This is a genomic window from Pseudomonas sp. HD6515 (assembly GCF_024971855.1).
Classification (GTDB): domain Bacteria; phylum Pseudomonadota; class Gammaproteobacteria; order Pseudomonadales; family Pseudomonadaceae; genus Aquipseudomonas; species Aquipseudomonas alloputida.
Genome location: NZ_CP079827.1, coordinates 6,093,943 through 6,108,689, shown reverse-complemented (window position 1 = coordinate 6,108,689; position 14,747 = coordinate 6,093,943). Strand labels below are relative to the sequence as shown.

Annotated in this window: 10 protein-coding genes and 2 pseudogenes; 4 read left to right on the top strand and 8 right to left on the bottom strand. The window is 45.0% G+C overall.

Annotation, left to right across the window (positions count from 1 at the left end; all coding sequences use genetic code 11):
- The first annotated feature begins 61 nt into the window (after window positions 1-61).
- Both KW568_RS28030 and KW568_RS28025 read left to right on the top strand, forming a co-directional pair.
- Window positions 62-1,054 (top strand): response regulator, encoded by a 993-nt coding sequence (locus KW568_RS28030; RefSeq protein WP_004575820.1) that lies wholly within the window; start codon window positions 62-64, stop codon window positions 1,052-1,054.
- Window positions 1,051-1,419 carry a response regulator transcription factor gene (locus KW568_RS28025; protein WP_173881306.1) on the top strand — a complete coding sequence of 123 codons (369 nt, stop codon included), beginning with the start codon at window positions 1,051-1,053 and terminating at the stop codon, window positions 1,417-1,419. Before KW568_RS28030 ends, KW568_RS28025 begins: the two co-directional genes overlap by 4 nt.
- A 67-nt stretch (window positions 1,420-1,486) precedes the next feature.
- Here the strand turns inward: KW568_RS28025 and KW568_RS28020 are convergent.
- A pseudogene (locus tag KW568_RS28020) lies at window positions 1,487-2,029 on the bottom strand (ATP-binding protein); the annotation flags it as partial.
- An 84-nt stretch (window positions 2,030-2,113) separates the two neighbouring features.
- On the opposite strand from KW568_RS28020, the gene KW568_RS28015 reads away from it, so the two are divergent.
- Together KW568_RS28015 and KW568_RS28010 are read left to right on the top strand one after the other, a co-directional pair.
- Window positions 2,114-2,596 (top strand): hypothetical protein, encoded by a 483-nt coding sequence (locus KW568_RS28015; RefSeq protein WP_259537301.1) that lies wholly within the window; start codon window positions 2,114-2,116, stop codon window positions 2,594-2,596.
- A 583-nt stretch (window positions 2,597-3,179) separates the two neighbouring features.
- Window positions 3,180-4,769, top strand: a complete 1,590-nt coding sequence (locus KW568_RS28010) for a replication endonuclease (protein ID WP_078480647.1) — start codon at window positions 3,180-3,182, stop codon at window positions 4,767-4,769.
- A gap of 613 nt (window positions 4,770-5,382) precedes the next feature.
- On the opposite strand, the gene KW568_RS28005 is transcribed toward KW568_RS28010, so the two are convergent.
- The 7 genes and pseudogenes from KW568_RS28005 to KW568_RS27975 form a co-directional block, all read right to left on the bottom strand.
- On the bottom strand, window positions 5,383-7,371 hold the full coding sequence (locus tag KW568_RS28005) for a relaxase/mobilization nuclease domain-containing protein (protein ID WP_259537300.1): 1,989 nt from the start codon (window positions 7,369-7,371) through the stop codon (window positions 5,383-5,385).
- Window positions 7,368-7,739 (bottom strand): plasmid mobilization protein, encoded by a 372-nt coding sequence (locus KW568_RS28000; RefSeq protein ID WP_078480650.1) that lies wholly within the window; start codon window positions 7,737-7,739, stop codon window positions 7,368-7,370. Before KW568_RS28000 ends, KW568_RS28005 begins: the two co-directional genes overlap by 4 nt.
- A 283-nt stretch (window positions 7,740-8,022) precedes the next feature.
- Window positions 8,023-9,777 carry a recombinase family protein gene (locus KW568_RS27995; RefSeq protein ID WP_259537299.1) on the bottom strand — a complete coding sequence of 585 codons (1,755 nt, stop codon included), beginning with the start codon at window positions 9,775-9,777 and terminating at the stop codon, window positions 8,023-8,025.
- 44 nt (window positions 9,778-9,821) lie between these two features.
- Window positions 9,822-10,547 (bottom strand): annotated as a pseudogene (locus tag KW568_RS27990) (ATP-binding protein); the annotation flags it as partial.
- A 131-nt stretch (window positions 10,548-10,678) separates the two neighbouring features.
- Window positions 10,679-11,083 (bottom strand): hypothetical protein, encoded by a 405-nt coding sequence (locus KW568_RS27985; protein ID WP_259537298.1) that lies wholly within the window; start codon window positions 11,081-11,083, stop codon window positions 10,679-10,681.
- Window positions 11,080-13,098 (bottom strand): hypothetical protein, encoded by a 2,019-nt coding sequence (locus tag KW568_RS27980; RefSeq protein WP_259537297.1) that lies wholly within the window; start codon window positions 13,096-13,098, stop codon window positions 11,080-11,082. The genes KW568_RS27985 and KW568_RS27980 overlap by 4 nt, the downstream gene beginning before the upstream one ends.
- A 3-nt stretch (window positions 13,099-13,101) precedes the next feature.
- Window positions 13,102-14,706, bottom strand: coding sequence for a site-specific integrase (locus KW568_RS27975; protein ID WP_259537296.1), 1,605 nt, complete (start codon window positions 14,704-14,706; stop codon window positions 13,102-13,104).
- Window positions 14,707-14,747 lie beyond the last annotated feature (41 nt).

The window sequence follows — 14,747 nt, the reverse complement described above, 5'->3', positions numbered from 1 at the left end:
CGCGTACGCTGGCCTAGGCTGCCCCGGACAGCGAAAACGCCTGTGCCCGCGCGAGGAAGCCATGATCCGAATAGGCAATGCCCAGGTGTCGCTGGAACGGCGCGAAGTCTTTGTCGACGGCAAGCCGATCCTGTTGGGTGGGCGTGCTTTCGACGTGCTGGCCACGCTGATCAGGGCCAAGGGCCGCGTGGTCGGCAAGGACGAGTTGTTCAGCCAGGTGTGGTCCGGCACGGTGGTCGAGGACAATAACTTGCAGGTGCAGGTGTCCTTGCTGCGCAAGGCCTTTGGCGACCGTAGCCTGATCCAGACCGTGCCGCGCCGGGGCTATCGCCTGGCCGCGCAGATCAGCCTCGAGGTGCCTGGTCAGGCACTGGGCAGGTCATTGCTGCGCAGCCTGGCCGAGACTGTCGAGCCGCTCGATGAGCGCGTGAATGTGCCGGTGCTGGTGGTGGATGACGACCCGTCGGTGCGCACCGCGTTGGGCCGGCTGTTGCGCTCGCAGGACATCCCGCACCACTTGTTTGCCAGTGCCGAGGCGCTGTTCGAGGCCCGCCTGGAAACCCCCTGTGCCTGCCTGCTGCTGGACATGCACTTGCCGGGTACAAGCGGCCTGGAGGTACAGGATGCGCTGTGCCGGCTGGCGCTGCCCTGGCCGATCGTGTTCATGACCGGCTTCGGCACCATCCCGATGACCGTCCAGGCCATGCGCGCCGGGGCGGTGGAGTTTCTGACCAAACCGTTCGATGAAGACCAGTTGCTGACCCTGTTGCAGGCAGTGCGCGCCCGTGCCGTGGCCGAAGGCCGCAAGTGGCTGCAGGCGCGTCAGGTCGAGGAAAAGTACCAGCGCCTGACTCAGCGTGAGCGCCAGGTCTTCTCGCTGGTGGTAGGCGGCTTGTCGCACAAGCAGATCGCCAGGCAGATCGGCACCAGCGAGGTGACGACCAAGGTGCATAAGAAGAACATCATGAACAAAATGCAGTCCCGCTCGCTGCTGGAGCTTGCGGCCATGCACAACCTCCTCGGAGCGCGGTCTGCGAGCCTGGGCGGCGCATGAGCAGAGGGGTGTGCATCGTCGACGACGATGCCTCGGTGCGCAAAAGCCTGGCCAACCTGCTGCGCTCGGCGGGGTTCGAGACCTTGTCGTTTTCCGCCGGGCACGCCTTCCTGGCCTCGCCACTGGCGGGCGAGGCGGGTTGTGTGTTGCTGGACCTGAAGATGCCGGGAATGAGCGGGCTGGAGGTACAGCGTGAGTTGGCACAGCGGGGGAGGCGCTTGCCGGTGATCTGCATGTCGGCACATTGGGATGATGGCTCGGTACGGGCAGCGATGGGCCTTGGGGCACTGGCCTGCCTGGGCAAGCCGTTTTCTGAAGAGGTGCTGCTGAAGGTGGTTGAAGAGGCTTTGGCTGGCGGTCAGTGAGGTACGGCTGTGCCGGCCTCTTCGCGGGTAAACCCGCGCCTGCAGGGGGCATCACAGCCCTGGCAATCTAACTGCTCCCCGGCCGGTACTGCAGGGCCTCGGCCAGGTGCGTCCGGCCAATCTTCTCGCATCCCTCCAGGTCCGCCAACGTCCGCGCCACCTTCAACAACCGGTGCGCCGCGCGTAGCGACAAGGTCAGCCGCTCGCAGGCCCCTTCCAGCCAGACTTGGTCCGCCGCTACCAACCCACAGTGATGCCTTAAACCTTCAAGGTCGAGAAATGCATTCGCACACCCTTGTCGCCTGTGCTGCAGCTCCCGCGCTTCAGCCACCCTGACGGCGACATCGGCACTGGTTTCACCGCAAGGCTGGTTGTTCAATGTAGTGCTCTCGCGAGCCACGGTCAGGTGCAGGTCGATGCGGTCCAGCAGTGGCCCGGACAGCTTGTTGCGATAGCGCGCGATCTGCTCGGTGCTGCAGCGGCAGCGGCCAGTGGGGTCGCCCAGGTAGCCGCAAGGGCAGGGGTTCATCGCCGCCACCAGCTGGAAGCGCGCGGGGAAACGCACTTTGTCGCGGGCACGGGCAATCACGATTTCACCTGACTCGAATGGTAGGGGGGTATCCCACACAATTATTAGCAATGGATTTTTGCTCCCGATTGGATTGAGAATGGCGTTTTGCCAACAGGAGGTTGTATGGGATTTCTATCAAAGGCTGGGAGCATTGCGTTCGGGGTTGCCATTTTTCTAGGACTGCTGGCATTACCGTTCTTATTTTTTGCAGGTATTACCAGAGCTTACGAACAAATAATTCCGCCGTTAATATCAATAGGATGGATATGCATAGGGTTGATTTTGTTTGTGCTGTTGCCGCTTTCAATATTCAAAAGGCTTAGGGTTTTTACTGGCACAACTATATACATATTCTCATATGTTTTCGGTCTCCTGAGTTTTCTCATCAGCCTTTTGACTACGTGGTTCCTGTGGGGTGGTTTTTGGGCAATTCTTGGCATGGTATTACTTGGGGGAGCAGTAGTGCCATTTGCATTGTTAGCCAGTGCTTTCAAAGGGATGTGGACTTTGTTCTTTATAGTCATTGGTCTTCTGGTAATTACTTGGGTGGCTCGTATCGTTGGAATGTTAATCGCTGAAAGCGGTGTAAATAATAAGTATAGGTAAGCAAGGTCATTTTGAGAGCTTGAACTTGTTCAAGTTTGAAAAATGAGCAGATGATTGCGTTGATTAAGGTCTAACCCTATTTGACTAATAAGGTTCGACCTTAAATTTATTTTTGCTTTGCTATTGACAACGTTTTTCATTGAATTTAAGCCAAAAAACGACTGTCCAAGAAAATGAAAACCCAAAAAAATGACCTAAAAACCTATAAAAAACTCAATGCACTTTTTTAGTGCGTTAACAGAAATAGGTAAAAAACGGCGTCTTTTAATTTTCCGTATTAACATACGCATAAGATAGTAAATCACCTAAAAATGGCTATTCCATAAGTTTTGATTTTTGGAAATTCTCCTGCCCAAGATGCTTTTTGATTTTGATATGCGAACTTGGTTCGCAATACCCAGATGCTTTTGATTTTGACCTTCTTGGATAACTCTTAAATAAGTGTCGCAAGTTAAATTTATAAGGTTTTTTGAGCGTTTTTGAATTGGCTTTCTATTGAGGGTGAAGTCAATAAAACGTATATCTATATTTGACTTATAAAAATCGCATGATATATCTGTATGTATTAACTTAAAATACATATATGATTTTTATACCTCAAAGGATATCCACTGACAAAGCAAACATCGAATTCTTCTTCAAAGAATGTGAGCGTCAGTATTTCTTTGAGAATGCAATTGAAAGGAATATGGCTTTAAAAGAAAACTTTAATAACAAGAATAACAACTCATCAAAAAGGAAAGCCGGAAGTATTGCGAAAGAAATTCGCCATATTAAAGAGAAATTCAATTGGGTTTCACAATGCCCTGAATACACTTGCTGGAAAATACAAGAAAAGTATTCCATTTGCAAAAACAGCGAATTAAATGAAATTGTCAAAAATATCTCATTTGTGTTCGGCAATATACAAGACATTCTTATAGTTAAACAACGAAACCTTAATAATAATGATGGCGTTGCTGGTGATGTATTCGCATATGTAAACCCTGAATGGAACATTGGATATGGCATTAAAATAAAAGATATTAAAGGCTCAACGCTCAAAGATAAATTGATAAACATAGCTGATGAAAAGAAACTAAAAACGCAGATTAGAAGAATACAAAAACAAAGAAATGAACTCTACAAGTTGAAGTTGGGGGTGATTGGTGCTGGTCGTGACTTTGAAATATGTAGCGATGAAGTTGTTCGAGATAGAGAAGCGGACGAAGCCAAGCAACTTGATTACATCATGAAAAATTCTGTGGTTTATGAGAATAAAAAGAAAGTTCCTCTATCAAAGATAGCGAGCACTGAAAAACAAAGATTCGCTGAGATATTTATTCAAGTTACTTCTTTGGACTTATACGCCAAGCAACTTGATTACAAGCCTCTTTTCATCACGTTCACTGCACCCGCTAGATTTCACCCAAAGCCTTCAAATGGCGTGAGTTCTTGGGATGGTTCAACTCCAAAAGAAAGTAATGATTACTTGAAAGGCTTATGGAACGCTTTTAGAAAAGACATCCATAGGCATAAGATTGAAATGAATGGTTTCTGGGCGGTCGAGCCACACAAAGACCAGTGCTTTCATAAACACGCTTTAATGTATGTTAACAAGAAACATTTTGATGGATTGATTGTATTGATTAACAAGCATTTTAGGCACTCGGAGAATGCCGTTAGAATTGAAGAGATAGACACTAAGAAAAGTAAAGCAACGTCATATGTGATGAAATATCTAACCAAGTCATTCAATATGGATTTCGAATTGAAAGGTGGCGTGTTAAATATTGATAAACTGGAAATATCAAACCACAAAAAAGTTAGAGCGGTTCAAGCGTTGTGGTCTGTCCGTAGATATGCGATGTTCGGCGTTAAAAATACATTATCGCTGTGGAGAGAGTTGAAAAGGAAACCATTTTTAAAAGGTAAAAATGAAACAATAGACAAGGCTTTCGCGTTTGTTGAAATAAATGATTTCATAGGGTTCTCTATGTTTGTTAATGGAAAGCTCAAAATAAAGAGAGTATTTAGTGAAATACAAATCATGAAAAACGATTTGCTGGGTGATGTGTTTGGAAAAAGTCTAGTAGATAAATATATTTTAGATTTAACAAGTGATGAAGTTTTAAGCATAAAAGCAAACTGCAAGGTTGTGCCCGCTGAGTGGTTAGATATTGAAATCACATAAATAAATATATACTAATGTATTGATTTATGATTACAGCATGTTATGTTGTAACTAACAGACTGGGGGATGAGTTATGGAACTAATTAGGATGGCGAGTGGGAAAAAGAAAGTTTTAAGGGTTATTAAGCAATTGGGGCTTACTGAGATGTATAAAAACATTAGCAGCTTGCATAGTAGTAGCGAGTATCATTTGCTATTTGATACGGCGGATTGCGAGTTTAAAGTGCTGGTGAATCAAAGCAATGTGCCCTATCAATATCAAGATGAGTGTTTAAGAGAACAACAATAAAGCCAGCGAATGCTGGTTTTGCTTATTGCAAGTATATACATTATTGACTTGGTTAAAATATATGTTCTAATTGATATATAAACAGCCGAGAACAATATGAAGAGCAACAAGACAAACAGATACCTGCTTAAATCAGAGAAGGAAACAATGCAACGCTTTCAAGAGATAGCCAAAATGAATGATTTCCCTATGTCCCGATACATCAATGACTGCATTGAGCAATACTTGAAATCCTACGATAGTGATGGATTTAAAGATGAGGTATCAATCAAGGTGCCAATAAGGAAATTTGAAAGAATTAACAAATAAAAAGCCCTGTTGGGGCTATTTTTTCAACTGTGGTTTTAAGTCGAACGTTACCGCTCTTTTGTTTGCCATCTGTGCTTTAAAAGCTTGTTCAAGCTGTTTTGCTGCCGCTGGGTCTCTTTCACTAATTTCATCAAATATCTTATAAAAATCCTGTCTTAAATTATATTGGCGTTTAATTTCACCTTTTCTCTCATAGATAAAATTTTGTTTGTCCATGTATCTATGGCCCGCAATGTCGCTTTTACTGTTTCCAGTAAATAGTGTTTTTTCAAGCTTTTTCTGTATACCTTCAAATACTTCCACGAGTTCATCATTAGAATATGTTGAATAGTCACCTTCAACCTTATCGCTTTCAGGTTCTGGAAGCGACTCCGGTGCCATCGGCATGTAAAGCTCATCTATGGCAGAACCTACTGGTTTAAATGGTTCTATGGCTTCCGTAGGCGTGTGTGCGACAGGGGTAGCTATGGCTGGCCCGAACATATCGTGCAAGTCATCAATCAAGCCTTCATTGGCTGGCGTAACCTTTTCTTGTTCAACCTGCTTTGTTGGTTCTGCTGGCTTCGCTGGTGTGGTTTGAACAGGTGGAGCAATGACAGGCTCAACTGGCTTAGGTGGCTCTACGGCCATCCTTGGGGCTTCTGGTGCTGGTGCTGGTGCTGGTGCTGGTTCTGGTTCTGGTTCTGGTTCTGGCTTCTTGTTCATAGAAGCGTAGTGCTCTTGGATTTTGTTCAATTCTTCTAAATCTGCTGGTGTAGGTTTGTAACCTTCAAGCTTGAACCCTTTGGCTTCCAATCCCATTAACTGAAATTCAAGCCATATATTTTTCTTAAAGAAATCAGGGCCATTCACTGTGAATGATTGTGGTGGTTTGGCGTCGGCAACTAGCCTTTGAATGCCAGCCTTTGCTGACTGTCTTGATAAATCATGGAATGAAACTTTTGACGGGTCTTTGTAATACTCGAATGATTTCTTGCTGCTGGCTGAATTATAGAAATATTCAACTTTATCACTATGTTGAATAAACTTGAACTTGGTGGCAAGCACTGAGTTCGGTTTAATCTTTTTCATGTAGTCGGGTTCTGCTTCATTGGAAGCAATAAAACAATCTTCGTATTTCTTAACGTTGTGCTTATTTTTCAAAGTCTGCTCAAAGCCACTGTCATCACCTAGTTTCGCTTTAAGTGTTTTGTAAGATAGGCCAAGCTCGGATGCTTTGAATATCTGGTCTTTATGTTGAATGGAAAAGGAAGTTTTCCCATTATAGATAACGTTGTATCCGTTATCTGCGATTTTGTTTATGAAGTCACTCGGAGAGCTAGACTGTTGCAGTAAAATTTTTAAGTCAGTCTTCATTTCTTCTTTATTAGAAATAATCCCGCGTATTTCAAGCATGCGTTCATTTGATGATGGTTTTTTGTCGGCGTATTTTTTGTTTATTAAGTCTTTCTTTTGCTCCGCTGTTTTGTCTTTGTATTTTGAATTATTGTTCAAGGTGTCAATGTCTCTTGATATTCTATTCTTGGGAGCAATCAAGTTGTGTTTCTTTTCTAGATATTCGCACTTTCTTTCTATATTGCGATAGTCGTTGCTGACGTTGTAGCATTTACCATCAAAGTCTTTTATTGCCCATACAATATGAACATGAACCTCATCTGTATCAATGTGAACGCCTAACGAATACTTTCTGTTTGAAAGTTTGTGCGTGGCTTCATAAAGTTCTTTTGCAATATCTCGGGCTTGCTCTGGTGTAACATTGTCATTCGTATGAAAGCTAACAACATCGTGCTGGGTTCTAACTGATTGCTTTCTACCTTTCTTGCTGTCAGTAATATCGCTTTCAATTGATTGTGATATTGCTTTCGCAATATCTTTCTTTGAAGCATTCAAAGGCGTGTGCATGTTGGACTCGAATAATACGCACCCATCTTCTTTGTTGAAATACTTGGCCGTTTTATAAATGGCTGATTTTGATTTTTGAGTGCTGAGTTTTTTGCGTATCATGACTTACCTACGTTGGTTAATGTCTCCTTTTTTAATTTGTCCAACTTTTTAGTAAGTATGGTTATGTTCTGGTCGAGTTCAGTTAGCCTTTTTAGAATATCAAAAGGAGGTGCCTCATTAGCATTTAGACTTTTAGCTATTTGATTTAGGTTGTTTCCATATCCGCCCAGAAACCTTTCAATCTTATCAATATCTTGTCTAAGCTCAGGATTGGTGATTTCAATAATTGAATTGATGCCATTATTGATAATGTGGGAGATAAAGCCGGACTGGCTTTTGTGCATCATTTTTCTTTCGTGCTCAATCTTTTCGTAATCACTTTCGGATATTCTTACATTCATCTGTCTTGGTTTTTTATTATCACTCATACATTCCTCATGGTTGTTGATTTTAATTTTTCAAACGTAGTGCGAAAAATCGAGCGTAAATGTAAGCAAAGAACGAAGTGAATTTGCTATACATTTACATTGCTCGCATATAAAGAATTCAAACTACTAATATGAAGTTACCATATATTAAAATGTTTTCAAGTTTGTATAGTGTTCAAGAATGAGTAGGTGGCGTGCTAGCTGTGTGTAGCAGCGTATAGTAACGTATAGCAGACATAAAAAAGGCCACCTACTTAGGCAGCCTAATTTTATTATGATGGCGTCAATTAAAGTATTCGTTAAGATTGTTGATGCCAAACTCTTTAAGCGGATTATGTAGGCTGAACTGCTTAGCTATGCGGTCAATTTCAAAACCGTTCTGGAAAATCTTAGCAAACAAAGTTCTTGTGGCTTTGTCGAAGTTGAATTTGAAAGTGATGTCGTTAGCAACAAAGAATTGATTTATCTTTAAGCGGCCATCTTCTGTTTTATACAAACCAATTATGTCGTTTTCCGAGTAAATGTTTATAGTGGTTTTCTTGATGTTTATTTGTGTTTGTAGTTCTGCAAGGTTTTGTTCAATATCGTTGATGTTTGCTTCTGTTTTGCTGACTACCTCTAAGAATTCTTTTGGGATGACTCCGCTGGTGAAACCGGCAAAAGATTTCATTAGGTTGTCTCTATAACTTTTTTGTTCAAGCAAAAGTTTGTTCAGTTCCACAATTTTCTTGTTGTCTTTGGTTTGGCTCTCTCTGTTTGACAGGAGCTTGATTAATAATTCTCTGAAATTCTCTACCCGTTCCTCTTCATCAATATCTTCTTGTGTTGTGAGACGATAAATCATCCCGCTTTCACGAGTTATCCATTCATGTTGACGTTCAGGGTTCGGGTCTTCGTTCTGCCATGGGTGAACGTCGAAGTCTTCATCTGTTGTGGATTGATATATAAGTTCAAGAAATAACCCAAAAGCCAAGTCAAAACGAAAGCGAGGTTGGTCACATCCATTTTTTAATTCTTTGCGTGTATAGCATTGAAAATACGGATAAACGACGCCTTTGGGGTTTGTTTGTTTTTCAAACAGCATAGATGCCTCACAACAATCACATTTGATGCTGTGGCGGAAAATGTTCAAGCTGCCAACACTTTGGTTGCCGTATTTTTTTCTTTGTGCTCTATTTTTCATTGCTGCTATTGCTTCATTAAACAGCTCATATGAAACAATTTGCGGATAATAGTTTTCAATATATCGCTCAAATACTTTCTTTTTATTTTCGTCTCTTCGTTGAGCCATGTAGGCACCGAGAACATATTTCGTATCTATTAGATGCTTTATATTTCTACTTGACCATTTTCGTTTTGAGTAAGCGTTGAGCTTTTTAATTGACAATGACACGCCGACATATTTCAGGCTCTCAAAGAAATCTCTTATTTCCTGAGCTTCTTCTTCATTGATTTCAAAGCAGTTAAGTTCTGTGTTATATCGAATGCCATAAGGTGGATTATGAGCGTTAAAAATTACCTTTTCTTCTTCGGCTAACTTTTTGGCTCTATTCCATGCGGATTTTCTACGAACTGATTTCGTCTTACTTTCTTCGTATGCTCGCTTTGCGATAACACTTAAAAGAATATCTTGTTGTAAGTCATCAATGCGGTTTGTTTCGTTTGGTTTTTCATATCGTTGACCATCAATGGTGGTTATTAAAATGACGCCTTTTTCAAGGATGCCATTGACTAATTCTTTTGCTTGTAGAAGTCTTTGGCGACTAAGCCGGTCGATACTTTCAACGAATATATAATCGCCCTCTTTGATATGCATATCGCTAATCATATCAATGAGTTCTTTTAGTTTTCCTTTTCGTTTGTTGCTTCCATCGTGTGCAGATATGCCCGTATCCGAGTAGATATTCTCAGGCGGCAACTCAATACCTTGTTGCTTTGTAATGGCTTGGATTGAAGCCATTTGACGGTCTACGGAGTCCCTACCGGCTTCGCCTTGGGCCTTGGATGAGTAGCGGATATAAGCGTAGGCAGTAGGCATTCCGGGCTTCCTGTGACGTTTGGAAAAGTGTGAGAATACCACCTACCAGTCTCCAGTGGCTCGCGAAGCACTTCCAGTACGCGCCGCTCAAACTCCGGAAGTTCGTCGAGAAACAACACGCCGTGATGGGCGAGCGTGATTTCACCTGGTTGCGGTCGGCTACCGCCACCGACCAGCGCCGGGCCGGACGCAGAGTGATGGGGATGGCGAAAGGGGCGCTGTGGCCAGCTGTTCAGCGGCGCTTTCCCGCTGACCGACTGGATTGCCGCCACTTCCAGCGCTTCGTGCTCGTCCAGCGGTGGCAGCAGCCCGGGCAGGCGGCTGGCGAGCAAGGTCTTGCCGGTGCCGGGCGGCCCGGTGAACAACAGGTTGTGCGCCCCGGCCGCAGCCAGCAGCAAGGCACGCTTGGCTGCCAGTTGGCCCTGCACTTCGCTCAGGTCCGGGTAGGGGCGTTGCTGCAGGATCAGGCCGTTGGCTGCGTAGGGCGGCAGCGGCACCTGGCCGTTCAGGTGGGCGACCAACTCCAGCAGGTGGCCCACCGCATACACCACCAACCCGCCGGCCAGGCTGGCTTCCTCGGCATTTTCCCGTGGTACCACCAGCGCCCGGCCTGCTTCGCGTGCCGCCAGTGCCGCAGGCAGCACGCCCTGCACCGGGCGCAATTTCCCCGACAGCGCCAGTTCGCCCAGGCATTCCATATCGACCAGGGTGGCAATCGGCACCTGGCCGTCGGCGGCGAGGATGCCCAGGGCGATGGCCAGGTCATATCGGCGGTGCACCGGCATGTGTTCAGGGTATGGACATATCCATCATGACGCTTAAACCGGGGCTTTCAGGCGTTTTGAATGTGTCCATAGCCGTCTGCAAAAAAAACCAAAAAAACTTCGAATTTGTCTATGGCTTATCGAAGCCTTGTGACATTTTGGGGCAACGGTGAAGCTCGCAAATTCGCGAGCTCTTGCGTCAACTCGAGGATCTTGGCGTCTGCTTCAAGTAATAATGAAGCAAGGCTGTCACGTTGTACTTTAAGTTCCTCAATTCGTTCCCGATAGGACCTGTTCTGCTGACGCTTTTTCTTTGCTGCTTGCCGATTCGACTCATCCTTTTGCGGTGCATTGTTACTAACCCAATGCTGAATCTCCGCAACGAGGCTAGGAAATCGCGCTTTTTTGAGCGCGGAAGGATCGTTACCTGCCTCTTTCGCTACGAGATTTTGTGATAAAGGTAATCCTTGCGGTACGCGAAGTGGTTGTCCTCTTTTCAGTCGTTCAAAAGCTTCTCTAAAGCCCTGTTCCGCTTTACTCACAGTATGGCCTCTTCAAGAGTAGTCAAAATATTGCTGACAGATTTATGCTGCAGACTCAGTGACTCATGATATGGAGATTGGGGTGGCGCAACATCCATACGATCCTCAATGAGTGCCTGAAGCTCAATGAGTTCTGGCAATCTTTCTCTGTCGAATAGTGCGTCAGTGCATGCTCCTTTGCCATGTCCACCGCCGCAATGAATAAGAGTATCCACACCTCCTAACGAGCAATGCCCTCGCTTTACACAACCGCCAGCGAGGGTTTCCCTCCAACTTACCAATCCTTTTCTTGCTGAGATGTTGAGCTTTTTTGCATCGCTACTTGATACAATGTTAAGCATTTTTTGTTTTCTGGCCTCCCCGTATGGGCTTACGAACCGCGGAGTCATCAGCCGGGTGATTTCTTTGCTCAATACTTCGTACATAGTTTTTATGTACGTTGCGTAAGCTATTGGATCTAGATTTACCCTCGAATACCCTCTGCCGTAATAAAGACTCATAGAACGTGTCGCATGCTTGAGCTGGTACTGAACTGATGGGTCAGAAACAAGCCCCGAAGCCTGCATGTTTACAGCTCCTGTACGGCGTAGCTGATGCCAGGCCAGCGGCCAAACTCTCCCGACGCGGAAAGAATCATCCAAAGAAGGTGTGAGAAGTCGCGCATACTCCAAGTCCGACTCGGTTATAGTAAGTTCCTTGATGTCGAATAGTGCAGGATTGGTTTTTAGAATAGATATGTAGCTAGGGTAAGTTGGTCTTGTGTTGAAGTCATCCCCCTTGGAGTTTGTGCGCATCCAAGGCTCATATTGCCTGAGGTGGTGCCAGGGCTTTTCGACTTGATCTTGAGGGATTAAAAGGGATGATCTTTTACTCGCCGTGCTTATTTTCAGACGTGCAACGTGAGCAAGAACAGTAACTGCAGATTGTGTCGAGGGTGAAGTCACCCAGCGGGCCTCGGTATCATTAATAGTCTTGGTTGTAATGCCCCCAAGTGTGAAGATAGGGCCAAACTGAGGGTCATTCTCGACTTCTAAGCATCCTACTCTTAATTTCCAGGCTTCATCTACCCGCATCAAAGAAAAGTTTAACAGATACGCCACCCCAACACGAGACGCAAGGGTCATGTAATTGCTTAGCGATGCGATAGTCAATTTGTCATTTGTAGAGCCTTCTCCACGCGTCCACTTGAGAATAGTTTCCAAAATGCCGTGCTTGATTGCATAGCTTGAGAATGAACCAAAGTTTCTAGAGAATCCGTACTGCTCCGTATCCCGCTTACCCGCCTTGATATAGAGTGCGTCGATTGAGCCAAATTTTTTCTCGTATAAGGAAATACATTCCTTGTAGCAGTCTGCAATCTGCTCGGCACATGCCAAGTAGTCGTGCAAAAATTCTTTAAGCCTATTTACCTGGTACAGCCAGATCCTGGGAGGAATATATGCAGTCTGAGATCGCTCATGGCGACTAATGCTATTCGAAAGCCGACGCAGCCCCTCTTGATCCAAAATGGTATGCCCGAACGCATGTCTATATTCATAGAGCGTATGCAACAATACTAACGCGCCTTCCGCATGCGATGGCGAGAATGCCATAGGCAGTTCGTCAACAACAGTTGGGTGTCGGTATAGCCCAGAGACTTCAACGTCATTCGTGGCGCATAGTTTGAATAATGGCATCATCTGAACAAATCTATGACTCAGAGTGCCAGGAGTATTGACGGCTCTTGGTCCCCAGAGCCACCAAGCGCAGATGAGTCGTGCCATTTCAGCACATGCAGCTGAAGTGTTTGTGTTGATTCTGGAAATAATACCGAAATTCATGATGAGCCGTCGCCCGGCCCAAGGTGATAAATCCCAAATTTGATCGCTATATTGGCTTATAATTTTGCCTGTATGATCAATCACCACGGGAAAGTCAGGCGCAGGGGGCCATGTCTTAGGCCTAAAGTTTTCCGATTTCGGTCCTACGAAATCTGCATCAATTCCAAGAGCGAAATGTTGCGCATTGAATTGCATGCTCTATATTCTCATTTCTGCTAGCTTAATGAAACCGTCCCACTTTGGGTGGTAAACTCCTTCCTGAACGCGAGTCGCGGATTCAGCTATCCACGGAAGGAACTGCTCATCACTCTTAAATGCCTCAAGTTTTGTAGTAATTGCGTTTACTGCTAGGAAGGCTGGATGGTCGTTTTTAGTTAGCTTGTTCGGACGGTGAACTGCCAGCTCCAAGGATTTCAGATATCGGTAGCTCATTAGAGACCAAACATGATCAAACTCAGCAATGTCTCTTTGGTGGATGCAGAACAGGCAGCCCGCGGGGTTGGTGCAGTCGGGCTTTGGGGCTTCCTTGGGCAACGCCTCTGTAGCTTCGGGTGCAACCTTTACGCAGATCACGGGCCCTGGGGCAGCAAACGCGGGGTCGGTCTTCTGATGAAACCTGCTTATTTCGGCAAGTGCAGTTTGATGATTTGGCCGCTCATAAGATGTTAGAAGCGTTAGCTCAGTATGTTGAGCCATCTCTGATGTTAAGAGGGGGTCATTTGTTTTTCTTAAAAGCCAATTAACCTTGCAGAGCCTCAGTTCTCTAGGTAGGATGACTTCAATGTCAATTTTTGACATTATCTTTTTTACAGATTGGAAGTTGTATTGAGCAGTTTGCCGCCGTCCAAAGTGCGACCGGAGCGGAAAGAGAAGGTCGTCATTAGGATATAATGCATCACGCCACTTCAAATAGTTATCGAAGTGGGTTCTGTATTCGCTGAATATATCAAATTCAGTTTCGCCGGATTTCCGCTCTTTGTAAACTCTGCTTACATGATATCCGCCGGTAAAGCTCTGATAGGTAAACTTTCCAGCTGGCATAGTCATAACTTGAGCAAGATTCATCTGGGTTTGTGCGATGAATGTGAGTATCTCGGCTTCAATTCTCAAATTCATCAAAGGGAATCTGGTCCTCCATGACTTCTCTGCTATGTAGGCGTTGCGAATTTTAATTGCTTGCCTATCCCGCATGCTTTCATGCTTTAGTTTTTCAGGGCTGTAAAGTCCGCTCCAGAGTTCAATTCGTTGTCCCGATCTAAACTTCACAATCGCTGGCAGGTCACCATATACTGTGTCTTCGCCTAAGGAAGTGCAAATGTCCAGCAAAGCATTTCCAAACTCGAAAAGCTTACTAAAGTTTATTCTGTCACTTTTACGGTTCCAGTTACTTTTTGCTTTCTGATGACGAAGACGAGTCAGTGTCATGATTTTCTGTTGGCGGTTTAGGGCTCGATCTATAATGCCGCCAACTCCTACTACCCGATTGAAAGGGTCCGTCTTTTTTTCAACTGAAGTACGTGTTTTCTCTAGGTTCCAGTCACACCAGTTGATAAATGCCCTTTCGATGTTGTTGACCGTCATCTCTTGATTGTGTTTGTCGCCCCAAGCATAGAATGCTCTGAGTTTCTGAGTTAGATTTTTCACCGTATTCTGGCTCTTGCCTGAGGCCAAATCAGCTTTAAGCGTTTCATAGAAAATTGAAGCCAAAGCGACTCTTTTTTTTGACGGTCGAGGAAGCTGGTTGTTTAGTATGAATTGAGCCGACTCATTCATGGGAAGGGCGCTCACGCCTTCATAAAGCAAGGAGTTTAGACTCCATGGCGTTTCGAGACGTCCGTACTCGA

Excerpts from the sequence above, each read along its gene's own strand:
- KW568_RS28010 (WP_078480647.1), top strand. The coding sequence starts at position 3,180 with ATGATTTTTATACCTCAAAGGATATCCACTGACAAAGCAAACATCGAA.
- KW568_RS28030 (WP_004575820.1), top strand. The coding sequence starts at position 62 with ATGATCCGAATAGGCAATGCCCAGGTGTCGCTGGAACGGCGCGAAGTC.
- KW568_RS27995 (WP_259537299.1), bottom strand. The coding sequence starts at position 9,777 with ATGCCTACTGCCTACGCTTATATCCGCTACTCATCCAAGGCCCAAGGC.
- KW568_RS28025 (WP_173881306.1), top strand. The coding sequence starts at position 1,051 with ATGAGCAGAGGGGTGTGCATCGTCGACGACGATGCCTCGGTGCGCAAA.
- KW568_RS28005 (WP_259537300.1), bottom strand. The coding sequence starts at position 7,371 with ATGATACGCAAAAAACTCAGCACTCAAAAATCAAAATCAGCCATTTAT.
- KW568_RS28015 (WP_259537301.1), top strand. The coding sequence starts at position 2,114 with ATGGGATTTCTATCAAAGGCTGGGAGCATTGCGTTCGGGGTTGCCATT.
- KW568_RS27980 (WP_259537297.1), bottom strand. The coding sequence starts at position 13,098 with ATGCAATTCAATGCGCAACATTTCGCTCTTGGAATTGATGCAGATTTC.
- KW568_RS28000 (WP_078480650.1), bottom strand. The coding sequence starts at position 7,739 with ATGAGTGATAATAAAAAACCAAGACAGATGAATGTAAGAATATCCGAA.